General features: G+C 72.6%; 23 protein-coding genes, 1 tRNA gene and 1 pseudogene. 9 read left to right on the plus strand and 16 right to left on the minus strand.

The window, feature by feature from the left end; all coding sequences use genetic code 11:
* Positions 1 to 134 precede the first annotated feature (134 nt).
* The 7 genes from ACIRVK_RS10710 to ACIRVK_RS10740 form a co-directional block, all read right to left on the minus strand.
* Positions 135 to 3,731 carry a DUF4082 domain-containing protein gene (locus ACIRVK_RS10710; protein ID WP_404245310.1) on the minus strand — a complete coding sequence of 1,199 codons (3,597 nt, stop codon included), beginning with the start codon at positions 3,729 to 3,731 and terminating at the stop codon, positions 135 to 137.
* A gap of 65 nt (positions 3,732 to 3,796) precedes the next feature.
* Complete coding sequence (locus ACIRVK_RS10715; protein ID WP_404245312.1) at positions 3,797 to 4,915, minus strand: DegT/DnrJ/EryC1/StrS family aminotransferase; 1,119 nt, start codon at positions 4,913 to 4,915, stop codon at positions 3,797 to 3,799.
* A complete protein-coding gene (locus ACIRVK_RS10720; RefSeq protein ID WP_404245314.1) occupies positions 4,912 to 5,601 on the minus strand; it encodes an acetyltransferase in 690 nt (229 codons plus the stop codon). The genes ACIRVK_RS10715 and ACIRVK_RS10720 overlap by 4 nt, the downstream gene beginning before the upstream one ends.
* Positions 5,598 to 6,737 (minus strand): DegT/DnrJ/EryC1/StrS family aminotransferase, encoded by a 1,140-nt coding sequence (locus ACIRVK_RS10725; RefSeq protein ID WP_404245316.1) that lies wholly within the window; start codon positions 6,735 to 6,737, stop codon positions 5,598 to 5,600. The genes ACIRVK_RS10720 and ACIRVK_RS10725 overlap by 4 nt, the downstream gene beginning before the upstream one ends.
* Complete coding sequence (locus ACIRVK_RS10730) at positions 6,734 to 7,714, minus strand: SDR family NAD(P)-dependent oxidoreductase (RefSeq protein ID WP_404245318.1); 981 nt, start codon at positions 7,712 to 7,714, stop codon at positions 6,734 to 6,736. The genes ACIRVK_RS10725 and ACIRVK_RS10730 overlap by 4 nt, the downstream gene beginning before the upstream one ends.
* 24 nt (positions 7,715 to 7,738) lie before the next feature.
* Complete coding sequence (locus tag ACIRVK_RS10735; protein ID WP_404245320.1) at positions 7,739 to 8,794, minus strand: Gfo/Idh/MocA family protein; 1,056 nt, start codon at positions 8,792 to 8,794, stop codon at positions 7,739 to 7,741.
* Positions 8,795 to 8,817: 23 nt separating this feature from the next.
* On the minus strand, positions 8,818 to 10,257 hold the full coding sequence (locus ACIRVK_RS10740; RefSeq protein WP_404245322.1) for a sugar transferase: 1,440 nt from the start codon (positions 10,255 to 10,257) through the stop codon (positions 8,818 to 8,820).
* Positions 10,258 to 10,542: 285 nt separating this feature from the next.
* Between ACIRVK_RS10740 and ACIRVK_RS10745 the strand changes: the two genes are divergently transcribed.
* Genes ACIRVK_RS10745 through ACIRVK_RS10755 form a run of 3 tightly spaced genes read left to right on the plus strand, consistent with a single transcriptional unit; the run spans position 10,543 to position 13,735 of the window.
* Positions 10,543 to 11,391: a glycosyltransferase gene (locus ACIRVK_RS10745; protein ID WP_404245324.1), complete on the plus strand. Its 849-nt coding sequence runs from the start codon at positions 10,543 to 10,545 to the stop codon at positions 11,389 to 11,391.
* 27 nt (positions 11,392 to 11,418) lie between these two features.
* Positions 11,419 to 12,690, plus strand: coding sequence for an MFS transporter (locus ACIRVK_RS10750; protein ID WP_404245326.1), 1,272 nt, complete (start codon positions 11,419 to 11,421; stop codon positions 12,688 to 12,690).
* A 22-nt stretch (positions 12,691 to 12,712) separates the two neighbouring features.
* On the plus strand, positions 12,713 to 13,735 hold the full coding sequence (locus ACIRVK_RS10755; protein ID WP_404245328.1) for a TolB family protein: 1,023 nt from the start codon (positions 12,713 to 12,715) through the stop codon (positions 13,733 to 13,735).
* Between the two features lie 20 nt (positions 13,736 to 13,755).
* Here the strand turns inward: ACIRVK_RS10755 and ACIRVK_RS10760 are convergent, their stop codons facing one another.
* A complete protein-coding gene (locus ACIRVK_RS10760; protein WP_404245330.1) occupies positions 13,756 to 14,259 on the minus strand; it encodes an RICIN domain-containing protein in 504 nt (167 codons plus the stop codon).
* A 28-nt stretch (positions 14,260 to 14,287) separates the two neighbouring features.
* Here ACIRVK_RS10760 and ACIRVK_RS10765 point away from each other — a divergent pair.
* A pseudogene (locus ACIRVK_RS10765) lies at positions 14,288 to 14,726 on the plus strand (beta-galactosidase trimerization domain-containing protein); the annotation flags it as partial.
* Here the strand turns inward: ACIRVK_RS10765 and ACIRVK_RS10770 are convergent.
* The 3 genes from ACIRVK_RS10770 to ACIRVK_RS10780 all read right to left on the minus strand — a co-directional run bounded on the left by ACIRVK_RS10770 (position 14,708) and on the right by ACIRVK_RS10780 (position 16,955).
* Positions 14,708 to 14,781 (minus strand) — tRNA-Pro (locus ACIRVK_RS10770). The pseudogene ACIRVK_RS10765 and the gene ACIRVK_RS10770 overlap by 19 nt on opposite strands.
* 42 nt (positions 14,782 to 14,823) lie before the next feature.
* Positions 14,824 to 15,558 (minus strand): polysaccharide deacetylase family protein, encoded by a 735-nt coding sequence (locus ACIRVK_RS10775; protein ID WP_404245332.1) that lies wholly within the window; start codon positions 15,556 to 15,558, stop codon positions 14,824 to 14,826.
* Positions 15,555 to 16,955: a glycosyltransferase gene (locus ACIRVK_RS10780; protein ID WP_404245334.1), complete on the minus strand. Its 1,401-nt coding sequence runs from the start codon at positions 16,953 to 16,955 to the stop codon at positions 15,555 to 15,557. Before ACIRVK_RS10780 ends, ACIRVK_RS10775 begins: the two co-directional genes overlap by 4 nt.
* A 185-nt stretch (positions 16,956 to 17,140) precedes the next feature.
* On the opposite strand from ACIRVK_RS10780, the gene ACIRVK_RS10785 reads away from it, so the two are divergent.
* Entirely contained in the window at positions 17,141 to 17,602 is a 462-nt protein-coding gene (locus ACIRVK_RS10785) for a BlaI/MecI/CopY family transcriptional regulator (protein WP_404245336.1), read from the plus strand.
* Between the two features lie 4 nt (positions 17,603 to 17,606).
* Entirely contained in the window at positions 17,607 to 18,671 is a 1,065-nt protein-coding gene (locus ACIRVK_RS10790) for a M56 family metallopeptidase (protein WP_404245338.1), read from the plus strand.
* 10 nt (positions 18,672 to 18,681) lie between these two features.
* Here ACIRVK_RS10790 and ACIRVK_RS10795 read toward each other — a convergent pair whose 3' ends face one another.
* Positions 18,682 to 19,461 carry an alpha/beta fold hydrolase gene (locus ACIRVK_RS10795; RefSeq protein WP_404245340.1) on the minus strand — a complete coding sequence of 260 codons (780 nt, stop codon included), beginning with the start codon at positions 19,459 to 19,461 and terminating at the stop codon, positions 18,682 to 18,684.
* Between the two features lie 147 nt (positions 19,462 to 19,608).
* Here ACIRVK_RS10795 and ACIRVK_RS10800 point away from each other — a divergent pair, with 147 nt between their 5' ends.
* The gene (locus tag ACIRVK_RS10800) at positions 19,609 to 21,084 is read left to right on the plus strand and encodes an MFS transporter (RefSeq protein WP_404245342.1); all 1,476 of its coding nucleotides are present in this window, start codon (positions 19,609 to 19,611) and stop codon (positions 21,082 to 21,084) included.
* 39 nt (positions 21,085 to 21,123) lie between these two features.
* On the opposite strand, the gene ACIRVK_RS10805 is transcribed toward ACIRVK_RS10800, so the two are convergent.
* From ACIRVK_RS10805 to ACIRVK_RS10820, 4 genes are all read right to left on the minus strand, one after another.
* Positions 21,124 to 21,717, minus strand: coding sequence for a hypothetical protein (locus ACIRVK_RS10805; RefSeq protein WP_404245344.1), 594 nt, complete (start codon positions 21,715 to 21,717; stop codon positions 21,124 to 21,126).
* Between the two features lie 31 nt (positions 21,718 to 21,748).
* Positions 21,749 to 22,261: a hypothetical protein gene (locus ACIRVK_RS10810; protein ID WP_404245345.1), complete on the minus strand. Its 513-nt coding sequence runs from the start codon at positions 22,259 to 22,261 to the stop codon at positions 21,749 to 21,751.
* Positions 22,262 to 22,331: 70 nt separating this feature from the next.
* Positions 22,332 to 22,934 (minus strand): poly-gamma-glutamate hydrolase family protein, encoded by a 603-nt coding sequence (locus tag ACIRVK_RS10815; protein WP_404245347.1) that lies wholly within the window; start codon positions 22,932 to 22,934, stop codon positions 22,332 to 22,334.
* 10 nt (positions 22,935 to 22,944) lie between these two features.
* Positions 22,945 to 23,976, minus strand: coding sequence for a LacI family DNA-binding transcriptional regulator (locus ACIRVK_RS10820; RefSeq protein WP_404245348.1), 1,032 nt, complete (start codon positions 23,974 to 23,976; stop codon positions 22,945 to 22,947).
* 115 nt (positions 23,977 to 24,091) lie between these two features.
* Between ACIRVK_RS10820 and ACIRVK_RS10825 the strand changes: the two genes are divergently transcribed.
* Both ACIRVK_RS10825 and ACIRVK_RS10830 read left to right on the plus strand, forming a co-directional pair.
* Complete coding sequence (locus ACIRVK_RS10825) at positions 24,092 to 25,258, plus strand: phytanoyl-CoA dioxygenase family protein (protein WP_404245350.1); 1,167 nt, start codon at positions 24,092 to 24,094, stop codon at positions 25,256 to 25,258.
* 17 nt (positions 25,259 to 25,275) lie between these two features.
* A complete protein-coding gene (locus ACIRVK_RS10830; protein ID WP_404245352.1) occupies positions 25,276 to 26,052 on the plus strand; it encodes an SDR family oxidoreductase in 777 nt (258 codons plus the stop codon).
* The last annotated feature ends 6 nt before the right edge of the window (positions 26,053 to 26,058 follow it).

A 26,058-nucleotide genomic window follows, 5' to 3' on the forward strand; every position in this document is an offset into this window, starting at 1 on the left:
GCGGGCTTTTTTTTGTGAGTTGTTGTTGCACCTCTCCAAACACTGGGCTCGTGTGGGGGGGGCGCCCCCCCCCCGGGGGGGGGCCCCCCCCCCCCCCCCCCCCCCCCCCCCCACCACCGGTGGGTACTCGTCGGTCAGTTCTTCTTCTTGCGGACGGACTTGCTGGTCAGCGTCCAGCTCTGGGACTTCACCATGGTGCGGTGCTTGTCCTTGGCCGTGACGGTGATCTCGAACCGGGTGCCGTCCGGCAGTGGGGACGACAGGTGCACGGTCACCTTGTGGGTGGCCCGGTCGTAGGAGGTGACGGCCGTGACATGAAGCTTCCTGGCGGCGTTCGAACCGCTCAGGACCGTCACGGTCGCCTTGACGGAGGACAGCTTGGTCGAGGCGGGCAGGGTCATGACCACGGGGCTCGCCGCGTCGGCGGTGTGCACCACCGAGGACGCGGTCACCTCGGAGGAGGTGGCCGTCGACAGCATCGTGCTCGGGTTGTCGGCGGTGAAGACGGGGCCGACCCAGTAGTTCGCCGATCCGTAGGAACCGGTGGGGAAGCCCGAGTCGGTGCCATAGCGGTAGAGCCCGTTGTGGGACGTGGTGGTGTCCGCCGGGGCGGTGAGCGGATAGGACTTGTGGGCCGCCGCGAAGTAGCCGCCGTCCACCGCGTAGTTGCCGTTCGGCGCGTGGTAGGAGACGACGTACGGGGTGTCCGCGGTGATCGCCACCGGGGAGGCGAAGGTCAGCGTCTGCCAGCCGGAGGCGGTCTCGCCGGTGAAGGTGCCGGTGGCGAGCAGCGTTCCGTCGTTCGCCCACAGGCTGCCCGTGTGGGTGCCCGTGTTGCCGGTGCCCTTGTAGAAGGTGACGCCGGTGACCCAGCCGGCCGCGGAGGACGTGAACCGGGTGCCCAGCTCCACGGAGTTGGGGTCACCGGTCGTGTCCGTGCTGGCCGGCACCGCGGAGGAACTCCACAGCGTGCACGGGCAGGTCACCGCGGGCGGCGTGGAACTGGTCGTGAAGGACCAGGTCACCGGGTTCGCCATGGCGTTGCCCCACACGTCGGAGGCCTGCACGGACGCGGTGTAGCCGCTGCTGAGCTCCAGTTCCGTCGACGGGGTGAAGGTCGCCTTGTTCGACGCGGGGTAGGTCACGGACCCCGGCACCGTGTTGCCGTTCGCGTCCTTCACGGTGAACGTCACGGTGTCGGGGTCGACGGCGGCGCTGAAGGTGGCGGACACCGGTGCCGTGATCGACGCGTTGGTCGCCCCGGAGGTCGGGGAGGTCGAGGTGACGGTGGGCGGGGTGGTGCTGGCCGTCGAGGTGTCCAGCACGACGTCGACCCAGTAGTTGCTGCCGGAGGACTGGGAGGACGGGAAGGCGCTGGTCGAGGTGTAGCGGTAGACGCCGTTGCCGCCGTCGACGCCGGACTGCAGGGCCGTCAGCGGGGCCAGGCCGGCGCCGTTGTTCGCGAGGTTGTTGTCGAAGGAGTACCCGCCGTTGGGGGCGAAGTACGAGGCGACGTAGGTGGTGTTGGCCTTGACGGTGACGGGGGTGGCGAAGTTCAGCTGCTGCCAGCCCGAGGCCGTCTCGCCGGTGAAGGTGCCGGTGGCCAGGCGGGTGCCGGAGGCCGTCCACAGGCTGCCGACGTGGGTGCCGGTGTTGGCCGGCGACTTGTAGAAGCGCACCGCGGTGATGGAACCGGCCACCGTGGTACGGAACTTGACGCCGAGCTCCACCGAGCCGCCGTCGCCGGCGTTGACGGTGCCGGGCACGGCCGAGGCCGGCCAGATGGTGCAGGGGCAGGCCTGGGGGCCGACCGTCAGCGGGATCGTGGTGACGGCGCCGATGTTGGCGCTGTCGTCGACCGCGCGGACCTGGACGGAAGCCGAGCCCGGGGTGGTCGGGGTCCAGGTGTAGCTCCAGGACGTCAGACCGGTGGCCGCGTTCCAGGTCGTACCGCCGTCGGTGGAGACCTCGACGCGGGCGACCACGCCACCGGAGTCGGCGGCGGTGCCCTTGACGGTGACGGGCTTCAGCGCCGGGACGGTGACCCCGGAGCCAGGGCTGGTCACGGTGACGGCCGGGCCGGTGGTGTCGGTGGAGGCCGAGGCGCCGACCAGGTTGCTCTGCAGGGTCAGCGGCTGGACGCCCATGTCGGCGAGGATGTTCACCGTCGCCTGCTGCATCCGGGAGTCCTCGGTGACCACCGTGTTGGCGGGATCGGCGGTGGGGACGTTGGTCAGGCCCCACGACCACTGGACGGTTCCCGACCCGAACACCAGGGCCCCGGAGTCCTGGTCGCGGAACTCGACGAGGTTGTGGGTCGCGGTGCCGTTGCCGTAGGTGTTGCCCCAGTCCTGGCGGAGCTTGCCGTCGTTGACGTCGACCGTCGTGGACGACACGTCGATGGCTCCGGCGGGTCTGGTGCTGTTGGCGATGTCGCTGTCCCACTCGTAGCCGAGGGTGCCGGTCGGGAAGGTGGCGGTCTGGCTCGAGGTGAGGTTGGCGATGGAGGTGTTGCGCCAGATCCGGTTCTTGCCGTAGGAGCCGGGGACCGTGATGGCGTCGCTGCGGTAGCCGTTCACCGTGAACATGGAACCGGTGAGGATGTTCTCCGGCTGGTAGCTCTGCCCGTAGTTGGTGCTGGTCGGGTCCATCCAGGTGCCGGTCCAGATGCCGCTCGGGTCGGCGATGCCGTTGTTCTGCGCCATCTTGGTCATCTTGTAGCAGACCAGGGTGCGGTTCGGGGTGTTCGTGCCGTCGTTGCTCGGGGTGAACCGGGTCTTCCAGAAGACCTCGTTGCCGCTGAAGAAGGCCTCCCGGACCCCGGCCTTGCGCGCCGCCAGCACGTTGGAGTACTGGCTCTGCGTCCAGTACTCGTCGTGGCCGGAGGACATGTACATCTTGTGCTTCTCCAGCAGGGCGGCGCCGCCCGTGCCCGAGACCTGCACGCCCGAGGTGTAGCTGACGTCGTAGCCGTTGCGCTCCAGCCAGGACAGCATCTCGTACTCGGAGCCGTAGATGCCGTTGTCGCCGCCGATGTCCAGCGGCCGGTTGTAGCTGACCTCGTAGGCGCGGCCGTCCGGCGCGGGTCCGCCGCCGCCGTAGAGGTTCTGGCCGCCGTAGGTGTTGTAGGCCTGCCAGGTCTCGTCGCTGGTCTGCACGACCATGGCCGAGGAGCTGGAGTCGTTGCGGACCACGAACGGGTAAGGCATCAGTCCGTTGCCGTCGGCCTGGTCCAGGTTCGCGATGTACAGGCCGGACACGGCGTCGCTGGGCACCGTCCAGTTCGCGGTCACCGGCCAGTTGCCGCAGTCGACCAGGCCGGTACTCGCCTTGGTGGTGCAGCTCGCGGGACTGGACGTGAAGTTGGCGGGATAGGTCACCGCCGCCTGGGCCGCGGTCGAGATCTCGCGGGCGCCGTCGCCGCCGTACCAGCCCAGCCGGTAGATCTCGATGTGGTAGGGGACCTTCGACTGGACCTTGAACTGGAGGGTGTCACCGGCCTGGACGCTCTCCTTGGTGGTGAAACCCTTGATGTCGCCGTAGGCGTTGGGCGAGAACCAGTCGGACTTGGGGCTGCCCGGCTTGGAGTTCTCGCAGACGATCGGGTTGGAGCCCGACCCGCACGGATCGGACGCCGCCTGCGCGGACCCGGCCAGCGGGAGCACCGCCAGTACCAGTGCTGCTACGACGGCGAGGCGACCGCCCCGGACCCGTCTGCTCCATACTTTCATGTGTACCTCTCAGCGGTGCTGTGCTGGACCGGCCCGCGGGGCCGGCGGTGAAGCGTGGGGGGCGGTCAGACGCCGAGCGCTTCGGCGAGCGTGTCGACGACGCGCTGCTGCTGGTCAGGCGTGATCTGGGGGAAGAGCGGAAGCGACAGGATGCGCTCCGCCGCCCGCTCGGCGTGCGGGAAGTCGCCCCGCGCGTGACCGAGGTGGCGGTAGGCCGGGGTGAGGTGGACGGGCGCGGGATAGTGCACGCCCGCGCCGATGCCCTCGGCGTTGAGCTTGCCGACGACGTCGTCCCGGTCGGCGCCGGTGACCTGGACGACGTACAGGTGCCAGACGTGGACGTTGCCGGGCGCGGTGGCCGGGAGGACGACCCGGCCGGCGGCCGCGAGGCCGGCGAGCAGGGCGTCGTAGCGGGCGGCGGCAGCGCGGCGGGCCGCGTTGCCGGCCGCCAGCCGCGCGAGCTTCGCCCGCAGGACGACGGCCTGCAGTCCGTCAAGGCGGCTGTTGAAGCCGGGCACGTCGTGGCGGTACTTGGCGACGCCGCCGTGGTTGGCGATGGCGCGCACCTGCCCGGCGAGTTCCTCGTCGTCGGTGAGGACCGCGCCCGCGTCTCCGTAGGCGCCGAGGTTCTTGCCCGGGTAGAAGCTGGTGGCCGCGATGCCGCCGCTGCCCGGTGTGCGGCCGTCGCGGGAGGCGCCTTGACACTGGGCGGCGTCCTCCACGATCCGTACGTGCTCGGGGAGTTGGTCCTCGAGGGCCGTCACATCGGCCATCTGGCCGTAGAGGTGGACGGGGACGACCGCGCGGGTGGCGGGACCGACGGCGGCGAGCGCGGCCCGCGGGTCGAGGAGGTGGCTGTCGGGCAGGCAGTCCGCGAGGACCGGGCGCGCGCCGATCCGGGCCACGGCACCGGCGGTGGCGATGAAGGTGTTGGCCGGTACGACGACCTCGTCGCCGGGGCCGACACCGCTCGCGCGCAGGGCGAGTTCGACGGCGTCGGTGCCGTTGGCGACGCCCACGCAGTGCGCGACGCCGCCGAACTCGGCGTACTCGCGCTCGAACGCGCGCACCTCGTCGCCGCCGACGAACGCGGTGGCGGCCAGGACCCGTTCGAATCCGGCCCGTACCTCGTCGGCCACCTCCTGGTGGGCCGCCTTGAGGTCCACAAGCGGAATCTGGTTCATGTCAGCGGTCCCCCCACTGTGTGGCTTGCGAGTTCGTCCAGCGCGGGCCGGTCCGCCGCGCGCAGCCGTCGGGCCGGGCTCCCCACCCAGACCTCTCCCGGCGGGACATCGCCGAGTACGGTGCTTCCCATCCCGATCAGCGACCAGGCGCCGACCGTCGCGCCCTCCCTGACCAGGGCGCCGGAGCCCGCGTAGGCCCCGCGTTCCAGCCGCGCTCCGCCGCCGAGCCGGACGCCCGAGGCCAGCGTGGCGTGGTCCTCGACCACGTCGTCGTGGGTGAGCACGACATGCGGCATCACCGCGACGTGTGCGCCCACCCGGACGGCGGCGGTCAGCACGCAGTGCGCGAGCAGGACCGAGCCGGGACCGACCTGCGAGGACCGGGACACGGCCGCCGTCGGGTGGATCACGGTGGCGTAGCGGTCCGCGGGCAGGGCGAGCCGGCGGACCAGGCGGGCGCGGGCCGCGTAGTTGCTGGGGTTGCCCACGCAGACCACCACGCGGGCACCGGGCAGGTCGTGGACGAGGTCGCCGCCGCCGAGCACGGGCACGCCGTCCACGTCCGTGCCGTGCAGGGCGGGGTTGTCGTCCAGGTGTCCGAGCAGCTCGAACTCGCCCGCGTCCCGTACGGCCTGGGCGGTCTCCCGGGCGAAGCCGCCCGCGCCGATGATCACGAGTCCGGTCATCCACGCGCCTGTTCGCGCAGTACGGCCACGACGCGGTCCTGCTGAGCCTCGGTCATGGTGTGGAACAGCGGCAGGATCAGCGAGTCGCGGCTGATCCGCTCGGTGACCGGCAGCGGCGCGCTCGGGTGCTCCGCGTAGGCGGGTTCGAGGTGCGCGGCCATGATCCCGCGCCGGGCGGAGACGCCGGCCCCGGCGAGCGCGGCGAGCAGGTCGTCGCGGCCGACGGGGAAGTCCCGCTCCAGCAGCACCCAGTAGGACTGGAAGTTGCTCTGCCCGTGCGCGGGGTCGTGCACGGGGGTCAGGCCCGGGATGTCGCGCAGCGCCGCCTCGTAGCGCGCCGCGAGCTCGCGACGGCGGGCGATCATGGTGTCGAGCTTGCCGAGCTGCACCAGGCCGACGGCGGCCTGGATGTCGGTCATCCGGTAGTTGAAGCCGACCTCGAGGTAGCTCTCCAGGACCGGCTTGTCGCTCGCGTGCCGGTCCGCCGCCGAGGCGTTCATGCCGTGTTCGCGCAGCCGGCGCAGCCGGGCCGCCCACTCGGCGTCATCGGTGGTGATCATGCCGCCCTCGCCGGTGGTGACCACCTTGCGCGGGTGGAAGGACCAGGCGGCGAGCAGCGCGCCGTGCCCGACGGGCTTGCCGTCGACGGTGGAGCCGATGGCGCAGGCCGCGTCCTCGACCAGGGGCAGGTCCCAGTCGGCGCAGGCGGCCCGCAGGGCGTGCACGTCGGCCGGTACGCCGCCCTGGTGCACGGCGAGGACGGCCTCGGTGCGCGGGGTGCGCACGGCGTCGACGGTGGCCGGGGTCAGGTTGCCGGTGGCGGGGTCGACGTCCGCGAACACCGGCTCGGCACCGACGTACCGTACGGCGTTGGCGGTGGCGATGAACGACAGGGAGGGCACCACGACCTCGTCGCCGGGCCCGATGCCGAGCGCGACGAGGGACAGGTGCAGGGCGGTCGTGCAGGAGCTGACGGCGATGCCGTGCTCGGCTCCCACCCGCTCGGCGAAGGCCCGCTCGAACTCGGCGACGCGGGGGCCCTGGGCGACCCAACCGGACAGCACGGCGTCGGAGGCGGCTCTGGCCTCCTCCTCGCCGAGCCAGGGGATCATCACCGGGATGCGGTCGGTGCTCACTGGGCGGCCTCCCGCTCGGCGCGCCACCACGCGACCAGGTCCTTCAGGCCCGTGCGCAGGTCGATCTCGGCGCGGAAGCCGAGCCGTTCGGCGGCCCGGGAGGTGTCCGCGAGGCGCCGTACCACGCCGTTGACCGCGCGGGCGGGCCCGTGCACCGGCTCCAGACCGGTCGCGCCCATCGCCTCCAGCAGGCCGTCGGCGAGTTCGCGCAGCGAGGTCTCGGTGCCGCTGGCGACGTTGAACACCTCGTCGGTCAGGTCCGACTCGGCGGCCAGGACGTTGGCGCGGGCGATGTCCCGGACGTCGATGAAGTCCATGGTCTGCGTGCCGTCGCCGAGGATCAGCGGCGGTTCGCCCGCCTCGATGCGCTCCATCCAGCGGATGAGCACCTCGGTGTACAGGCCGTGGATGTCCATGCGGGGGCCGTAGACGTTGAAGTAGCGCAGCGCCACGTAGTCCAGGCCGTACATGGCGTGGAAGCTGCGCAGCATGCCCTCGTTGAAGGCCTTGGCGGCGCCGTAGAAGGTGTCGTTGTTGTAGGGGTGGTGGCGCTCGGTCGTCGGGAACTCCTCGGCCATGCCGTACACCGACGCCGAGGAGGAGGCGACCACCTTGGCGACGCCGGCAGCGGCCGCCGCCTCCAGCACGTTGAAGGTGCCGTCGACCAGGACCTCGTTGGCGAGCCGCGGTTCCTCCGCGCACTGGGTGATGCGGATCGCGGCGAGGTGGAACACCAGGTCGGCGCCCTCGGTGGCCCTGCGTACGGTCTCGGCGTCCCGGACGTCGCCCTCCACGATCTCGACCACACCGCTCGGTATCGCCCGGGCGAGGTTGGCCCGCCGTCCGCGCACGAAGTTGTCGAGTACGACGATCTCGCGGGCGCCGCCCTCGGCCAGGAGGTCGACGAGGTTGGAGCCGATGGTGCCCGCTCCCCCGGTGACCAGGATCTTCTTGCCTCGTACGCTGCTCAACTGCACTTACCTCTCAGCCAGTGTGATCTGTCAACGCCCGGCGCGCAGGCCGACGACGGCGCCCTTGAACTGCAGGCTCCGGGAGGCCGCCTCGAGGATGTCCAGCACCCTCAGGCCCGCCCGGCCGTCGGTCAGCGGGGCCCGTCCGGCGGTGATCGCCGCGGCGAACTCGTCGACCATCGCGCGCAGCGCCTCCTTCTCGCCGATGGCGGGCGCGACCATGTCCCCGGAGCGGTAGGAGACGAGCATGTCCCGGCGTTCGTCCGCGCCGATCTCCTGCGGTGCGGCCATGTCCACGCCCCGGTCGTAGATCGCCACCCGCTGGAGGGGGTTGAGGTCGTCCCAGAGCAGGGTGCGCTTGGAGCCGCCGACCATGGTGGTGCGTACCTTCGTCGGGGAGAGCCAGTTGACGTGCACGTGGGCGATGGCGCCGGTGTTGAGCTGGAGCGTCAGGTAGGCGACACAGGCCTGTCCGGCGCCGATCGGGTCGGCGCCGTGGGCGGCGACGGCGACGGGCTCCACGGTGTCGGGGAGGATGAAGTCGAGGATCGACAGATCGTGCGGGGCCAGGTCCCACATCACGTCGATGTCCTTCTGGACCAGCCCGAGGTTGATGCGGACCGAGTCGACGAAGTGGATCTCGCCGAGTTCGCCGGAGCGGACGGCCTCGCGGATGCGGCCCACGGCGGGCGTGTAGCAGTAGGTGTGGTCGCACATCAGGGTGAGGCCGCGCTCCTCCGCCTCGGCCACCAGGCGCATCCCGTCGGCGTAGGTCGCCGCGAGCGGCTTCTCCACCAGGACGTGCTTGCCGGCGCGCAGGGCGGCCAGGGCGATGTCGAGGTGGGTGCCCGCGGGTGTGGCCACGGCGACGGCGGTCACCTCGGGGTCGGCGAGGACGGCCGCGTAGTCGGCGGTGGCCTGCACGGTCGAGTAGCCGCCGAGGACCCGGCGGGCCCGCTCCACGTCGAGGTCGCACAGCCAGCGCAGCCGGAAACGGTCGCCGCCCTGGAAGTTGCGGACGAGGTTGGGCCCCCAGTAGCCGGCCCCGACGACGGCGACCCCCAACGGCTCGGTGCTGTGCGTCACTTGCTTCCTCTTCCCTTGGTCCATCAGTAGGCCCCCGTCCCGCGCACCACCACGGTCGTGGTGCGCGCCAGGATGGACAGGTCGAGGCTGGTCGACCAGTTGTCCACGTACGCGAGATCGAGCCGGACCGCTTCCTCCCAGGGCAGGTCCGAGCGGCCGCTGACCTGCCACAGCCCGGTGAGGCCGGGTTTGACGAGCAGTCGGCGCCTGACCTCCGGCGGGTACCCGTCCACCTCCTCGGGCAGCGGGGGCCGGGGACCGACGAGCGACATGTGGCCGCCGAGCACGTTGATCAGCTGCGGCAGTTCGTCCAGCGAGGTACGGCGCAGCAGCGAGCCGACGCGGGTGATCCGCGGGTCGTGCTTCACCTTGAACAGGAGGCCGTCGCTGTTCTGGTTGAGATGCGCCAGTTCCGCTTTCAGGGCCTCCGAGTCGGGCCGCATGGTGCGGAACTTCAGCATGGTGAAGTGGTCGCCGTAGCGGCCGACCCGCTGCTGGCGGAAGAGCGCGGGTCCGGTGCTGTCCAGGCGGACGATCAGGGCGATCAGCAGCATCGGCACGGCGAGCAGGGCCAGCAGTACCGCCGCGAGGGTCCGGTCCAGGATCTCCTTGGGCACGCGGGAGATCCGGGAGAGGTTCGGCGCCCGGACCCGCACCAGCGGCACCCCGTTGGTGGGGCGCACCGCGAGCCGGGAGGCGGACACGTCGGTGAGCACCGGGGCCAGCAGGAAGTCGACGCCGTGCGCGGCCGCCGTCCAGGAGATGCGGCGCAGGACGGAGGCGTCGAACTCGGGGGCGGGCAGTGCCACCACGGTGCCGATGCCGAGGGCGCGGATGACGTCGTCCAGGTCGCCGACGTTGCCGAGGAGCGGCAGCCCGAGCCGGCGCACGGCCGCCGCGTTCTCCGGGTCGCTCAGGCAGACGCCGGCGGCCCTCAACTCCTGCACACCGCTGCGTCTGAGCACCGTGACCAGGTCCACGATGCCCTGCGCCGGGCCGACCAGGAGGGTCGCGCTGCGGTCGCGGTCGCGGGCCCAGCGCCGGTGCAGGCGACGGCGCAGCGTGTAGCGGACCGGCAGGGCGATCGCGGCGGCGGGCACCGCGGCCATGGTCATGTCATGGAGAAGTCCCTGGTCACGGGTGCCCAGCCAGTACGCGGCCGCGGCCAGGGCGGGCAGCGCGACGGCGCCGCGGAGTACCCGTCGGTACTCCTCGCTGCCCAGCCCCAGATGGCTGCGGTCGTAGGAGCGGTGGACGAGCATGACCACGATCCACGCCGGGGGCAGCACGAGCGCCACCGCCCAGCGGCCGTAGGCCGCGTGGATCAGGAAGGCCGCGGCAGCGGCCGCGAGGCCGTCCGCGACCAGCAGGACGATCCGGTACTTCTGTTCCCAACGTCTTCGGCGAGCTTGTGGAGTTCGGTGTTCCACAACCACTCGCTCATGCGTGACCTCAATGGTCATGCTCCCCCCACCACATGCGCGGCTACCCTGACCGAAGTGCCCCTCACACAGCGGCACCGGAAAGCGTGGGAGCGTCAGCGGTTCCCCAACCGCCTCATGCCCCCAGCATGCTGGTTACTGGATGTTGCAAATCCGTTCACGAAGCCGAACCGTGACATGCAGTCAAGGACAAGTTCCCCACCCAAACCGGTCCGGCGGCACTCAATCTAGACCACGCGGCGCACTCGCGGGAACAGTTGGACGAAACACATGTCGCAATAGTGACACCGACGCCATACTGCCCACGTGACCAGCATCGTGATCCCGGCCCACAACGAGGCACGCGTCGTCGGCCGACTCCTCGATTCGCTTTTGGCCGATTCCGATCAGGACGAGACGGACATCGTCGTGGTGTGCAACGGTTGCACCGACGACACCGCCCGGATCGCGGCCGAACGCGGTCCGCGCGTGCGGGTCGTGGAGATCCCCGTCCCCTCCAAGCACCTGGCACTGCGGACGGGCGACGACCACGCGCGCGGCTTCCCGCGTCTCTACGTGGACGCCGACGTCGTGATCACGAGCGCGGACGTACGGGCGCTGACCGCGCCCCTGGACGACGACACCTCAGGCGTCCTCGCCACCGCCCCGGCGCGGCGGATCCCGCTGGCCGGCTGCGCCTGGCGGGTGCGCGCGTACTACGCGGTGTGGCAGCGACTGCCCGCCGTGCGCGCGGGCCTGTTCGGGCGTGGTGTCATCGCGGTCTCCAAGGCCGGGCAGGCCCGGGTCGCCGCGCTGCCGCCGCTGATGGCGGACGACCTGGCCGCCTCCCTGGCGTTCGAGCCGCACGAGCGGCTCGTGGTGGACACGGCCCAGGTGGTGGTGCATCCGCCCCGTACCTGGCCCGATCTGATCCGGCGGCGGGTGCGGGCGGCGGTGTCCACGGCGCAGGTCGAACAGCACCGGCCACCGCAGGAGGCCTCGGCCCGCACCAGCAAGGCGGACCTGATCGCCGTGGTGCGTGAGGAGCCGAGGCTGTTCCCGGCTGTCGCGGTCTTCGTCGCGGCGGCGGTCGTCGCCCGGCGGCGGGCCGAAAAGGCCATCCGCTCCCAGGACTTCGGCACCTGGCTGCGGGACGAGAGCAGCAGGCAGAACTGATCCACCGCGCACCTGGAGTCCCTGACCATGTACCTCACCGACCGCTCCACGCCTGCGAAGCAGGACGCGGAGCAGCGCCGAAGACGCGGCACCGGGCCCAAGGTCGCCCCGGTCGTGCTCGTGCTCGGCACGGTCAGCCTGATCACCGACGTCTCCTCGGAGATGGTCACCGCGGTCCTGCCGCTCTACCTGGTCAGCACGCTCGGCTTCAGTCCGCTGGGGTTCGGCACCCTCGACGGCGTCTACAACGGCGTCAGCGCGCTGGTCCAGCTCACCGGGGGCCACCTCGCCGACCGGGTGCGCAACCACAAGCTGCTCGCCGGACTCGGCTACGGACTGTCCGCGCTGTGCAAGCCGCTGCTCCTGCTCGCGAGCGGCGTCGGCGCGCTCGGCACGGTCCTGGCGCTGGAGCGGACCGGCAAGGGCCTGCGCACCGCCCCGCGCGACGCGATGATCTCCCTGTCCACGCCGGCCGACCGCCAGGGCCGCGCCTTCGGCGTGCACCGCGCGATGGACACCACCGGTGCGATGCTCGGCCCGCTCGCGGCCTTCCTCATCCTGCGCGCGGCGGTCGACGGCTACGACGCGGTGTTCGGCGTGAGCGCGTGCGTGGCCGTCCTCGGGGTGCTGGTCCTGGTGCTGTTCGTGCCGGGGAGGGGACAGGGTGCGCAGGCGGCCGGCAAGGAAACGCCGGGCGGCAAGCCCCCCGTCCGTCTCCGTGAAGCCCTCGCGCTGCTGCGGCTGCCCCGGTTGCGCGCGCTCGCCGGGTGTGCGGCGCTGCTCGGACTGACGACCGTCAGCGACGCCTTCGTCTACCTGCTCCTGCAGCGGCGCGCGGGCATCGCCGAACAGTGGTTCCCGCTGCTGCCGCTGGGCACCGCCGCGGTGTTCCTGCTGCTGGCCGTGCCCGTCGGCACCCTGGCCGACCGGGTCGGGCGGCGCACGGTGTTCCTCGGCGGGCACGCGGCGCTGCTCACCGCCTACGCCCTCCTGCTGTGGGCCCCGGCCACGCCGGCCCTGCCCTTCCTCGTCCTCGCCCTGCACGGCACGTTCTACGCGGCCACCGACGGCGTGCTCCCGGCCGCCCTCGCCGACATCGTGCCCGAGCAGCTGCGCGCCAGCGGCCTGGCCATCGTCGGCACCAGCCAGGCGCTGGCCCGCTTCTGCTGCTCGCTCGCCTTCGGCGCCGCCTGGACGGTGTGGGGCGACGGCCCGGCACTGGCCGGATCGGCGGTCGGCCTGCTGTGCTGCGCGTCCGTCGCCGGCCTGGTGCTGCGACCGGCCGGCGCCACCCGATGACCACCACACCCCAAGGATCCGCATGACACCGCTCCACCGCCGCCTGCTCGTCCTCGTCGCGGCGGTCCTGGTCCTCGCGGGCGTGGGAACCGGCGTCGTCCTGCACGCCGCCGCCCGCGCCGACCGGGCCGACCGGCCGCAGTCGGGCGGCCCCGCCGTCAGCGCGGGCAAACTGACGCTCGACCAGAAGAAGCGCCTGCTGTTCGTCAACGCGGCCGCCGGCCCGCACCGCACCGCCGTCGCCTCGGTCGCCTCCGCCGACCCCGGGGGCGGGCGGCTCGCCTCACACCTCAAGTGCGCGCGCTTCTACGCCGCCGCCGGCACCGGCATCTGTCTCCAGTCCAACCCCGGCGTCCTCAAGCAGAGCAACCGCGCCCTGCTCCTGGACGCCGGCCTGCGCACCCGGCGCACCTTCCCGCTGGCGGGGACGCCCAGCCGGGCCCGGGTCTCCCCCAGCGGCCGGTTCGTCGCCTGGACGGTCTTCGTCTCGGGCGAGTCGTATTCCTCCGCGTTCTTCTCCACCCGGACCTCGGTCCTCGACACCCGCACCATGCAGCTGACGCCCAGCCTGGAGACCTTCTCCGTGGTCAAGGACGGCAAGCCCTACCGCGCCTCGGACATCAACTTCTGGGGCGTCACCTTCGCCTCCGACGACGACACCTTTTACGCCACCCTCAACACCGGCGGCAAAACACACCTGGTACGGGGCTCGCTCTCCCGCCGTACGGTCACCACCGTGGCCGAGAACGTGGAGTGCCCCTCCCTCTCCCCCGACGGAACCCGGGTCGCCTTCAAGAAGCGTGTGCTGTCCCGGACCGACCTGTGGCACGAGTACGTCCTCGATCTGCGCACCCTGCGCGAGACCCCGCTCGCCGAGCGGCACAGCGTCGACGACCAGGCCACCTGGCTCGACGACCACACCGTCGCCTACGCGCTGCCCGCCGACGGCCAGGTCGGCAGCACCGACCTGTGGTCCGTGTCCGCCGACGGGACGGGCACCCCGCACCTGCTGATCCCGGGCGCCTCGTCGCCGGCGCCTCTGTAGGGCGGACGGGAAACCGTGGGTCAGTCGACCCGGACGATCTTCCAGAGCTGGTCGTCCACACCGACGTCGTTCCACCGGATGACGCAGGCGCCGTTGGCGGTTGAGGACTGTGCGACGCCCGCCACCAGGCCGCCGCCCACGTCGACCAGCTTGTAGTAGCCACCCGCCGCGGCGGTCAACGTCCGTCTCTGGGAGTTGGCGCCGGACGCCGTGTTCTGGTCGACGGCCGCGCCGGCCGCGGCGGAGGAACCGGTGACGTCGAGCTTCAGGCCGCTGTGGACGTTCTGGAGCGTCCACGCGCCGCCGCTCTGGGACTGGAAGGTCCACAACTGGCAGTCGCAGGCGGTGTTCTGCCACTGGTCGGCCGCCGTGCCGGCGGTGGTGGACGCGTCGGGGATCTCGAGGTACTTGCCGCTGTTCTTGTTCACCAGCACGTACTGGCCGGTGCCGAGCGGCGGCAGCGCGGTCTGGGTGAGGCTCCAGCGCTGACAGGCACAGCCGGTGGGGTCCCACTGCCCGGCCACCGTGCCCACGGTGGTGGAACCGCCCGGGATCCGCCTGGGCGGTTACCCGGGGGCCTTCCGGGGACGTCCTCGGCGTGCGCACCGACGAGCTCTTCCCGCTGCTGCCCGGCGAGACGCTGCCCCTGACCGGTGCGGTCCCCGCCGGCGCCACCGCCACCCTGTGGTCGGAGCGCGTCCGGCCGGCGGGCGCCGAGGCGGTCGCCTCCTACGGCGACGGACCGCTGAAGGGCGTCCCGGCCGTCACCCGGCACACCCCCGGCGACGGAACCGCCTGGTACCTGGCGACCCGCCCCGGCCCCGAGACCCTCGGCGCCCTGCTGACCCGCGTCTGCGCCGAGGCCGACTACCTCTTCCTGATCGACCACGGCGGCGACGGCGCCGAAGTCCCCGCCGGCCCACACGAAAAGGGGCTTCACGAGCGCATCGCCCGTGAAGCCCCTTCACACCGTCGGGACGACAGGATTTGAACCTGCGACCCCTTGACCCCCAGTCAAGTGCGCTACCAAGCTGCGCCACGTCCCGGTGCCTCCCGCGCGGTGGACCGCGCGATCACGCAGGCCAACCCTACCGTACGTGTGGTCGGTGCCGGTGCAGGGGGCCGACCGACAGCCCGCGTTCCTCGCAGGTGTCGAGGATCCGGGGCAGCGCGCCGAGGGCGGAGCGCCAGGCGCCGGGCGCCGAGGTGCAGTCGGAGTCGTGCAGCAGGATCGTGCCGCCGCCGCGCAGGTCGCGGACGACCGTGCGGTGGACGGACTGAGGGGTGGCACGGGCGGTCCAGTCCTCGCCCCAGCACGTCCACAGCACCGGGGTGAGGCCGAGGCGCCGGGCCGCGAGGTGGGCGGCGGTGGACATCACGCCGTACGGCGGCCGGAAGAGCCTCGGGGGGTGCCCGGTGAGGGCGCCGACGGTGTCCCGGGCGCGGGCGAGATCGTCGTAGGTGGCGCGGGGGCCACGCAGCAGCAGGGGGCGGTGCAGCCAGCCGTGGATGGCGATCTCGTGCCCGGCCCCGGCGATCTCGCGGACCAGGTCCGGGGAGCGGCGGGCCTGACTGCCGAGGAGGAAGAACGTGGCCTTCAGCCGCCGCTCCTCCAGGGCCCGGAGGAAGAACGGGGTGGACAGGGGGTCCGGTCCGTCGTCGAAGGTCAGGGCGACGTGGTCGGCGCGGCCGCGGCCGGACAGGCGGGGCATGGTCCGGTTGCGCAGCGGGCCGAAGGTGGAGACGACGGGGGCCGCGTGGGCGGCGGCGAGGACGGGGAGGGCGACCTTGGCGGTCGTCCGCAGCAGGCGGGCGGCGGTCATGAGTGGTGCTCCGCGGTGGGCTTGCCGGCGTGCGGCGGATCGTCGGGGTCGAGGCTGTGGCCTATGGCGTGCATGAGGCCCGTCGGGCTGCCGGTTGTGGCGACCGCGCTGCCGACGGCGCCCACCCAGACCGCGCACGCCACGGCCGCGGTGGCGGCGAGGCCGCGCAGGGCCGAGTGAGGCCGCCGGGTCACCCGCACGGGCGGACGGAACGGGGGGAGATCTCCGAAGGCCCGCGCTATCTCGTCCGCGGGGCCCTGGCCCTCGGGCGCGAACAGGGCGAAGGCGGCCTCGCGTTGGAGCAGGCCGCGCGGTCCGTCGATCACGTCGTACAGGACGTCCTTGAGGTCGGACGGGTCCCGTATCCAGGCGGCCACGCCGGCCTGGTCGAGCGCGTCGGAGTTGGTCAGCCCGTGGCCCGGTATGCAGCGGTAGGTGACGACGGGCAGGCCGGCGGCGAAGGCCTCGAGGGAGGTCAGTCCGCCGGCGTTCTGGACGAGGACGTCGGCGGCCCGCATCAGGCCGGGCATGTCGTCCACCCAGCCGTAGGTGTGCTCGATGCCGTCGGCGCGCAACTGCTCGGCCAGGCCCTCGTTGCGTCCGCAGACGACGACCGGTACGGCCGCGCCGCACTCGCGCAGTTCCGCGGCCACCTGCCGGACCGGTCCCACGCCCCAGGAGCCGGCCACCAGCAGGGCCAGCGCGGCGTTCTCCGGCAGCCCGAACCGGGCGCGCGCGGCGCTGCGTTCGGCCGCGCGGGCGGGACGGAAGCGAGGGTCGGCGACCGGCCCGGCCACCCTGACGTCCTGCGCGCCGAGCGCCCGGGCCTGCGCGGCGGGCACGGCATGCGCGGCGAGGTGGACGTCCACGCCGTCGGCCACCCACAGGGGGTGCACCGAGAAGTCGGTGAGGTAGGTGAACACCGGCACGTCCAGACGGCCGTTCAGCCGCAGCCTGCCCAGGACCCGGCTGGCGCCCGGGTAGGTGGAGACGACGGCGCCGGTGTCGGCGGGCAGGGCGCGGAGCATACGGTCCTCGGCGCTGCGCAGCAGGGCACGGGCGAGCGGGCCGCCACCACCGGCGCGTTCGGTGCTGTTGTAGACCCGCTGGTAGATCCAGGGCGCCCGGACGAGCATGCGGTGGTAGCCGTCCCGTACGGCGCGGCCGACCCGGGCGGGCAGCAGGTCGAGCAGGTCGCGGCGGTCGACGGCGATGCCGGCCGCGACCAGTCGGCGTTCCAGTTCGCGCGCCGCGCCGTCGTGGCCGGCTCCGATGCTCGCCGAGACGATCACGACGCGCTCGGCCGGTACCGCGCGACGGGGCGTGGACGCCGGCCTGGGGGCCAGGGCGGCGACCGCCAGGGCACGCAGATGCGCCGTACTTCCGAGGTGGGGCATGGGCTGGTTCCTCCGCGGATGGAGTGAGGCGGCGAAACTCTACAACATGTAGTAGGTAAGCTCGTACAACATGTAGGAGATGCCCCCCCGCCCACCACTCACGGCCGCCCGGACACGTTCTACATGCCGTAGTAGCCCGGCGGGTAGGCTGTCAGGTCGAGCAACGAAGGACGGTGAGGTGAACGGTGCGCGACCGCGAGGGCGAGGCATCGGGCAGGCGGGCCCGCGGTGAGCTGGAGAGCGGCGTGCTGGCCACGCTGTGGGCGGCCGACGCACCGCTGACCGCCCGGCAGGTCCTGGACCGGCTGCCCGGCGAGCTCGCCTACACCACCGTGCTGACGATCCTGACGCGGCTGCACGACAAGGGCATGCTCCTGCGGCACCGCGCGGGCCGCGGCTACGCCTACACGCCCGCCAGGGACGAGGCCTCCCACACCGCCGAGCAGATGCACGCACTGCTGGAACACGGTTCGGACCGGGAGGCGGTGCTCAGCCGCTTCGTGTCCGAACTGTCGCGGGAGGACGAGGAGTTGCTGCACCGGCTGCTCGCGGAGAGCGAGGCCGGCAACGCCCCGGGGACGCGCGGGGGGCACGACGACGAACCCGGCCCGGGTCTCGGCTCGGCATCCTCGGCCGGGGGACCGTGATCCTGTGCGGATCAGCGTCTACGTCCCTCTCCTGGTCACCGTGGTCCTCGCGGTGCTCGCCCCGCGTCCGGCCCGCCGGCTGGCGCCGCGCCCGGCCGCGTGGGCGCTGGCGTGCGGTGCGCTGGTGACGGCCGTGGGCTGGCTGGGCTCGCTGGCCCTGCTGGCGTTCTCCGGCTTCGCCCGGATCCCCGAGGTGGCACAGGAGGGCCGGTGGTCGGTCGCGGCCCTGCGGGCCGACGACCCGGTGTACCTCACCGTCGCGGCGGCCGCCACACTGGCCCTGGCCGGTTCCGTCACCGGCCTCGCGGTCGCCGCCGTCCGGCAGGTGCGGCACCTGCGGTGGGCCCGGCGGGAGTGCCGCCGGCTGTCCGGGCACACCGAACTGGCCGTCCTGGACGACTCGTCGCCGACCGCCTTCGCACTGCCCGGCGCGCCCGGGCGGATCGTGGTGTCCCGGGGCATGCTGCGCTGTCTCGGCGACGCCGAGCGGGAGGCGCTGCTCGCCCACGAGCGGGCGCACCTGCGCGGCAGGCACCACCTGTTCCAGACCCTGTGGCGGCTCACCGCCGCCGTCAGCCCCCTGCTGCGCCCGCTGGCGGACACGGGCGGCTTCATCCTGGAGCGGTGGGCCGACGAGGAGGCCGCGGCCCAGGTCGGCGACCGCCGCATCGTGGCCCGCTCGCTGGGCCGCGCGGCCCTCGCCACCGCCGCCCATCCGGCCCGCACGGCCCAACTGGCGGCGGCGGGCGGCGCGGTGCCGCAGCGGGTACGGGCCCTGCTCGCCCCCCCTCCGCCGCGGCGGGCGCTGCCGTTCGTGGGGGGCGCTCTGCTGCTGGTGCTGTGCTGTACGAGCCTCGCCAACGCGGCGTCCGACAGCGAGGAGATGATCGAGAGCGCACAGCGGGCCGCGTGCCTCGCCGCGTCGGGGAGCGGGCCGACACCGTCGGCCGCGCGCCGGCATGACGCGTGCTGCGAGCACGGTGCGTCCCACGACCCGCGGCCCCACGACGACAGCGGCTGCGGACGGCTCACGCCCTGCCGCGCCCAGGAGCCTCAGCCGCGCGGCTGACGCCCCTCCGTCAGAGCGCCGCCGCCTCGGCGATGACCGCGGCGACCCGATCGGGCTGCTGGACGAGTACCAGGTGACCCGCGCCGGGCACGGTGACCATCCGGACGTGCGGACAGGACTCCAGGTCCCGCCGCTCGTCGTCGGTCAGGCCGATCTCGTCGTGGTCACCGCGGACCACCCAGGCCGGGACGCCGGCCGCGCGCAGCCGTGGGACCAACGTCGGGTACCGGTCCAGGTATTCGTAGTAGCGCCGTACGATGCGGCGGCAGACGTCGGGATCATTGGCGGCCATGTCCGCGGCCAGCACCCCGGCCCGGTGCGCGGGCATTTCGCGTTTCATCATCTTGGGCACCAGTTTGATCATGCCGCTCCAGCACAGGTGCCCGAGCCCCGGCACCCGGCCCAGCGCGTTCAGCACCGCGAGGGCCGTCGACTCGTCCCCGTGCGAGAAGCTCGGCGACAGCAGGACCAGGGGCCCCTTGAACAGACCCGCGGCGGCCATCTCGATCGCCACGTTCGCCCCCAGACTGTGCCCCACCACCACATCGCAGCCGGTGTCGGCGGCGAAGCGCGCCATCAGCTCCGCGTAGTGCTCCATGCGCACGTCCTCGGGCGCCGGCGTCCTGGCGTACCCCGGCTGCGTCACCGCGACCAGCCCCAGCCCGGCGAGGGCGGGATCGGCCATCACATCGGCGTAGAACTCGGTCGAGCACATCCCGCCCGGGATCATCAGCACCCGCCGCGAGGCGTCGACGGGCCCCGCACGCCGGACATCCCATCGCTCACTCATACCCCGAGCGTGCCTCCATCAGGGGCCACCCGCATCCGGCTCCCGGGCAGCGCCTGAACAACCGACCAGAAGTCACTTGCTTAACTCAATCAATCCCAGTTATGCTTGCGTAAGTCAAGCAATAAACCCGTGCCCGGAGGCCCTGCCATGTCCGACGCCCTGACCCGATCCGCCGGCGCGGGGACCACCTCCTCGCCGAAGCCCAACGCCGTGGTGGCGGTCCTGGCCCTGGCCGGCGTCGTCGTCTCGCTGATGCAGACCCTGGTCATCCCGATCGTCCCGGAGCTGCCCACCCTGCTGCACGCCTCGGCGTCCAACACCGCCTGGGCCGTCACCGCCACCCTGCTGGCGGCCGCCGTGGCCACACCCGTCGTCGGCCGGCTCGGCGACATGATCGGCAAGCGGCGGATGCTGCTCGTCAGCATCGTGCTGCTGGTCTCCGGCTCGGTGGTCTGCGCCCTCGCCGACTCCCTGGTTTCGATGATCGTCGGCCGTACCCTGCAGGGCCTCGCCGCGGCCGTGGTGCCGCTCGGCATCAGCATCATGCGTGACGCCCTGCCCGCCGACCGGCTGGCCGGTTCCACCGCCCTGATGAGCGCCTCGCTGGGCGTGGGCGGTGCGCTGGGCCTGCCCGCCGCCGCGTTCATCGCCGACAAGTGGGACTGGCACATCCTGTTCTGGACCTCGGCCGCGCTCGGCGCCGTCGCCCTGGTGCTGGTGCTGCTGATCGTGCCCGAGTCCAAGGTCCGTACCGGCGGCCGCTTCGACCTGGTCGGCTCGCTCGGACTGTCCGCCGGACTGGTCTCCCTGCTGCTGACCGTCTCCAAGGGCGGTGACTGGGGCTGGATCTCCGCCACCACGCTGGGCCTGGGTGCCGCGGCCGTGGTGATCCTGGCCGGCTGGGGCTTCTACGAGCTGAAGACCAAGCACCCGCTGGTCGACCTGCGCACCACCGCCAAGCCCCAGGTGTTCTTCACCAACCTCGCCTCCGTCGCCCTCGGCTTCTCGATGTTCGCGATGTCCCTGGTCGTGCCGCAGCTGCTGCAGCTGCCCACCCGCACGGGCTACGGTCTCGGCAAGTCCATGCTGACGGTCGGCCTGGTGCTCGCCCCGCAGGGCCTGGTCATGATGGTCATGTCCGCGGCCTCCGCGGCCGTCACCAAGGCCAAGGGCCCCAAGGTCACCCTGATGATCGGCGCCCTGATCGTCGCCACCGGCTACAGCCTGAACATCGTGCTGATGAGCCAGGTCTGGCACCTGATCCTGGTCTCCTGTGTCATCGGCGCCGGCGTCGGCTTCACCTACGGCGCCCTGCCCGCCCTGATCATGGGCGCGGTCGACCCGTCCCAGACGGGTGCCGCCAACAGCCTCAACACCCTGATGCGCTCCCTGGGCACCAGTTTCGCCGGCGCCCTGGCCGGGGTGATCCTGGCCCGGATGACGACCGACTTCGGCGGTCACGCCCTCCCGTCGGAGAACGGCTTCAAGGTCGTCATGGCGATCGGCGCCGGGGCCGCCCTGCTCGCCTTCCTCGTCGCCACGTTCATCCCGCGCCGGCAGACCCCGGCGTCCGCCGCGCCCGCGGCGGACGAGCAGACCGAGGCGGTGGCCGCCCAGGCCTGACCTCCCGCGAGAACCCCCGCAACGCCCGCGCCGCGGGGGTCAGCCGAACCAGACGACCAGGCGTACGCCCTCGTCGCCGTACTCGGCCGCGAGGGTCCGCATGGCGCTCCACACCTGTGCCCAGCACCCCTTGTTCGGCGGGGCGAGCATCCGGGCCGTGAGGACCACGGGCAGGTACACCGCGCCGTCCATCTGTACCCGGCCGCCGGGCGGCCACTCGGACGGGGCGAGCAGCAGGCTCCCGCCGAAGGTGGCGGCAGCAGCCTCCCGCAGTCCGGGAGTCACCCGTACGACGTCCTCGCCGTCCGGCCCCCGTCTGAGCGCCCGGTTCCAGGCGGCCCGGGCCGCCAGGGGCGCGTCCCAGTCCACGGTGCGGGCCTCGGCCCACGTGGCGTACGTGTGGCTGTGCTGGTAGTCGCCGACCGCCGCCTCCCGTACCTCTTCCGAGACGTCGTAGGGCAGTCCCCGCTCCGCGAAGAGCGGGCGTTCCACGTCGCCCGTCCCGCGCACGCCGAAGAGGCACTCCCAGGCGTCGTAGTCCCGTGGCGGCCTGAGGTCCAGCAGATCGGCCTCGATCTGCCAGTGCCCGTCGGCCGACCTGCTCTCGATGGCGCCGTCGATGTCCGTCCCCACGGGGAACGACCCTACAGCCGAAGGGCGGGGGTCACTTGATGATCGCGTTGGCCACGACGACCACCACACCGAGCAACGCGTCCATCAGGCCGATCCGCACGCCGGCCGGCCACGAGCGGCGCGACTGGCGGGCGGTGACCAGACCCAGCGTGAACAGCAGCACGATGTTGAGGGCGAACGCCGGGTACTCCACGCCCTTCGACGGCCACCAGCCCCACCCCGCCCCCGCGAGCAGCAGCACCGTCGGAAGCGCCGCCGTGACCAGGGGCCACTCGTCGGCGAGGGTGCGCAGGGCGTCAAAGCGGCGGTGCGGTTCGCGCTCGGCGATGAAGTGGGCGTAGCTGTGCGCGAGCGCGGAGGCCAGCGCGGTCACCAGCAGCCACAGGGCGTCGTAGCGGCGGCTGGCGCGGGAGGCGTGGCCGTACTGGGAGAGGGCCGCGACCATGGAGCACGCCAGGACGGAGCCGTAGACGCCGCCGAACAGGACGGACTCGCGGGTGCCGTGCCGGTGCGGCCCGGGGGCGGTCATCGTGGTCTGCGCCATGCCTTCCACGGTCACCCGCCGCCTCGCGGCCCGCCAGTCGCGAACGAGTTGGTGCACACGGCACGCACCATCAGTCGGCGAGCATCCGTACGCCGTTGACAAGGGCGTTCACGACGTGCTGCGGGGGCGTGTCGGGGAGCCGAGGGTCCCAGCCACCCGAGCGGACGGTCCGGGCGGCGAGCGGGAGTTCGACCTGGACGCCGCCCCGGCGGGTCAGGTTCACCGGGTTCCTGGCGTGCAGCCCGCGCAGGGCGAGCGGGATCTCCTCGAGGTCGGTGACCGGATCGAACTCCGGCCGCAGGGCGCCCAGGTGCGAGGCGAGCAGGTGTGCCGCCGGCCGGTTGCCGCCGCCGAGGAAGACGGAGCGGGGTGTCGCCGGACGCCGGTGGCCGTGCAGGGAGACCGTCACCGCGACCCGGGCCAGGAAGGTCCGCAGGAGCGCGCAGTGCTCCACCGCCATGCGCGGCGAGGGGATGTGCACGGGCTTCCGCGTGCCCGGCTGCGTGAAGACCAGGCTGGTCGCGCCGCAGCGTCCCGCCACGGACCGCGCGAGTTCGGCCGTGCCACCTTCGTTGCTGCCGTGCAGGGCCAGCAGGCCGATCTCGCCGCCCAGCGTGAGCGTGGCGAGCAGCCGGACCCCCTCGATCTCCACCCGCTCGGTTCTCGTCGTCACGCGCCGGTCCTCAACTCGTCGCCTGCGGGGGCATGTTGTACGGGGTGACGACCTGGATCGCGGACGGCAGGCTGGGGCCCGCGGGCGGCAGGGCGCCGTGCGCCCGCATGACGATGTGGCAGGCCTCGCGCATGTCCTGGCGCAGGTCGTGGTGGAGGACGGCGGAGAGGCGATGCTCGCGCAGCAGGCGGGTGTTGTCGTGGTCGAGGTCGTGGGCGACGAACACCGCGCACTCGCGGCCCAGGTCCTCGAAGGCGCGCAGGGTGGCGATGTTGCCGCCGCCGATGGAGTACACGGCCCGGATCTCCGGGTCGCGCTCCAGGGCGGCGCGGACCAGGTCGTACTGCGTGGCGTCCAGGCCCTGGCCCTCGGCGATCTCGACCAGCGTGCGGTCGGGGTGACGGGTGCGCATGGCGCTGCGGAAGCCCATCTCGCGCTCCTCCTCGTTGCGGAAGAAGCCGCTGCTGAGGCTGGTGAGCACGTTGCCGGGCCGGTCGCCGAGCCACTGGCCCATCAGGTACGCGGCGGTCGCGCCGGCCGCCCGGTTGTCGCTGCCGACATAGCCGAGGCGGGCGGTGGCCGGCAGGTCGGTCACCAGGGTGACGACGGGGATGCCGGCCTCGGCGAGACGGCCGACGGCGGCCGTGACCTCGGGGACGTCCGGGGCCTTGAGGATGACGCCCTGCGAGCCGCGCCGGGCGACGCGGTCCAGGATGCGCGTCAGCTCGTCCACCGGGCCGGTCTCCCGGAAGTGGAAGCGCGAGCGGACCACCGCCGGGTGCAGGGACGGCAGCTCGGCCTCCAGCGCGGCCCGCACGGCCGTGGAGAAGCGCTCGGGCGCCTGCATCACTATGTCGATCATGAAGGTGCGGCCCAGCAGCCGGACCTGGGTGCGCTGCCGGTCCAGGTCGGCGATGGCCTGCTGGACCTCCCGCGCGGTGGACTCGCGCACCCCGCCCCTGCCGTTGAGGACGCGGTCGACGGTGGCCTCGCTCAGGCCCGCCTGACGTGCGATCTCGCGGATCGGGAAGGGATGGCCCATGCGGTGGCTCCTCGGCGCCTTGAGGGGTTTTTGATGGCCGCCTGCCGGTTGTTCGACGGGTTTGTACTGACAAGAATGGCAGCGCTGAGTCGCCCCTGTCACCGAGAGGACGCAGATGTCCTTCACCGCCGTACACCGCCGTGCCTGGCTGTCCGAGCAGGACTGCGATCTCGACTCCTTCCGCGCCCTCGTCGAGCGGACCACCGACCTCGCCGGCTACCCGCACGCCTCCTCGATAGAGCGCAACGTCCTGGTGTACGACGCAGAGCTGGTCCGCGCGGGCGAGCGGCGCCGTGACCTCCAGGAGGAGCTGGTCCGGGCGCTCACCGACGGCCCCGGCGTGGTGGTCTTCCGGGGCGCGTTCGCCGACCTGGCAGTGGTGGACCGGCTGACCGAGGTCTTCGAGGCGCTGATCCGCGAGCAGTACGCGGCGGGCGCGACGGCCGGCGACCACTTCGCCGCGCCCGGCGCGAACGAGCGGGTGTGGAACGCGCTGGAGAAGGCGGCCCTCTACGACCCGGCGGCGTTCGCCGACTACTACGCCAACCCCGTCCTCGCCCTGGTGTCCGAGGCCTGGCTGGGCCCCGGCTACCAGGTGACCTCGCAGGTCAACGTGGTCAACCCGGGCGGGCTCGCGCAGACCGCGCACCGCGACTACCACCTCGGCTTCCTCTCGGACGAGAGGGCGGCGGCCTATCCGGCGCACGTGCACCGCCTCTCCACGGTGCTGACCCTGCAGGGCGCGGTCGCGCACTGCGACATGCCGGTGGAGTCGGGGCCGACGCTGTACCTGCCGTTCTCGCAGGCGTTCGAGCCGGGCTATCTGGCCTGGCGGCGGCCGGAGTTCCAGGCGTACTTCCACGAGCACCACGTCCAGTCGCCGCTCGCCAAGGGCGACGCCGCCTTCTTCAACCCGGCCCTCTTCCACGCCGCCGGCACCAACCGCACCACCGCCGTGCGGCGCATCGCCAACCTGCTGCAGGTGTCCTCGGCCTTCGGGCGGGCGATGGAGACCGTGGACCGGGAGGCGGTGGCGAACGCGGTCTACCCGGTGCTTCTGCACCGCAAGGCGGACGGCGCGGACGCGGCCTGGCTGGAGAACGTCGTCGCCGCGAGCGCCGAGGGCTACCCCTTCCCCACCAACCTCGACAGCGACCCGCCGGTGGAGGGTCTGGCCCCGCCCTCGCAGGCGGACGTCGTACGCCAGGCGCTGAGCCTGGGCTGGAGCCCGCGGACCCTGCGGGACGCGCTGCGGGCAGGCGCCGAGCGGCGCACGAGCTGAAGGGACACAGGCCGGTCATGGGACTTCTCGAGGAGAAGGTCGTCCTCGTCAACGGCGGCAGCCAGGGGGTCGGCGCCGCCATCGCGCGGGCGGCCGTGCGGGAGGGCGCGGTCGTGGCCGTCACCGGGCGGCGGGCGGAACCCGGTGAGGCGCTGGTGGCCGAGCTGACGGCCGCCGGCGGCAAGGCGATGTTCGTCCGTGCCGACCTCGCCGACGCCGAGCAGGCGAAGTCCGCCGTGGGCGACGTCGTCGCCGCGTACGGGCGGATCGACTGCCTGGTCAACTCGGCGGGGCTCACCTCCCGGGGGACGCTCCTGGACACCACCCCGGAGCTGTTCGACCAGCACATCGCGATCAACCTGAAGGCGCCGTTCTTCGCCATGCAGGCCGCCGTCGCGGACATGGTGGCGCGCAAGGCGCCCGGCACGGTCGTCAACATCATCACGTCCTCGGCGCACGGCGGGCAGCCCTTCCTCGCCCCCTACGTCGCCGCGAAGGCCGGTCTGATCGGCCTGACCCGCAACGCCGCGCACGCCCATCGCTGGGACCGGGTCCGCATCAACGGCCTGAACATCGGCTGGACGTCCACCGAGGGCGAGGACGCCACGCAGAAGGCCTTCCACGGCGCCGGCGACGACTGGCGGGAGGAGGCCGCGGCCAGGCTGCCGATGGGCAAGCTGGGCCAGCCGGACGAGATCGCCGACTTCGTGGTGTTCCTGCTGTCGGAGCGCTCCGGCGTCGTCACGGGTTCGGTGATCGACTGGGACCAGAACGTCCTCGGCGGCCTCGACTGACCCACC

Source organism: Streptomyces sp. NPDC101152 (assembly GCF_044768275.1).
Lineage (GTDB): Bacteria > Actinomycetota > Actinomycetes > Streptomycetales > Streptomycetaceae > Streptomyces.

Bases quoted from the DNA above. Each gene is read 5' to 3' on its own strand.
- ACIRVK_RS10710 (WP_404245310.1), bottom strand. From the start codon at position 3,731: ATGAAAGTATGGAGCAGACGGGTCCGGGGCGGTCGCCTCGCCGTCGTA.
- ACIRVK_RS10715 (WP_404245312.1), bottom strand. From the start codon at position 4,915: ATGAACCAGATTCCGCTTGTGGACCTCAAGGCGGCCCACCAGGAGGTG.
- ACIRVK_RS10720 (WP_404245314.1), bottom strand. From the start codon at position 5,601: ATGACCGGACTCGTGATCATCGGCGCGGGCGGCTTCGCCCGGGAGACC.
- ACIRVK_RS10740 (WP_404245322.1), bottom strand. From the start codon at position 10,257: ATGACCATTGAGGTCACGCATGAGCGAGTGGTTGTGGAACACCGAACT.
- ACIRVK_RS10750 (WP_404245326.1), top strand. From the start codon at position 11,419: ATGTACCTCACCGACCGCTCCACGCCTGCGAAGCAGGACGCGGAGCAG.
- ACIRVK_RS10755 (WP_404245328.1), top strand. From the start codon at position 12,713: ATGACACCGCTCCACCGCCGCCTGCTCGTCCTCGTCGCGGCGGTCCTG.
- ACIRVK_RS10775 (WP_404245332.1), bottom strand. From the start codon at position 15,558: ATGACCGCCGCCCGCCTGCTGCGGACGACCGCCAAGGTCGCCCTCCCC.
- ACIRVK_RS10780 (WP_404245334.1), bottom strand. From the start codon at position 16,955: ATGCCCCACCTCGGAAGTACGGCGCATCTGCGTGCCCTGGCGGTCGCC.
- ACIRVK_RS10795 (WP_404245340.1), bottom strand. From the start codon at position 19,461: ATGAGTGAGCGATGGGATGTCCGGCGTGCGGGGCCCGTCGACGCCTCG.
- ACIRVK_RS10800 (WP_404245342.1), top strand. From the start codon at position 19,609: ATGTCCGACGCCCTGACCCGATCCGCCGGCGCGGGGACCACCTCCTCG.
- ACIRVK_RS10810 (WP_404245345.1), bottom strand. From the start codon at position 22,261: ATGGCGCAGACCACGATGACCGCCCCCGGGCCGCACCGGCACGGCACC.
- ACIRVK_RS10820 (WP_404245348.1), bottom strand. From the start codon at position 23,976: ATGGGCCATCCCTTCCCGATCCGCGAGATCGCACGTCAGGCGGGCCTG.
- ACIRVK_RS10825 (WP_404245350.1), top strand. From the start codon at position 24,092: ATGTCCTTCACCGCCGTACACCGCCGTGCCTGGCTGTCCGAGCAGGAC.
- ACIRVK_RS10830 (WP_404245352.1), top strand. From the start codon at position 25,276: ATGGGACTTCTCGAGGAGAAGGTCGTCCTCGTCAACGGCGGCAGCCAG.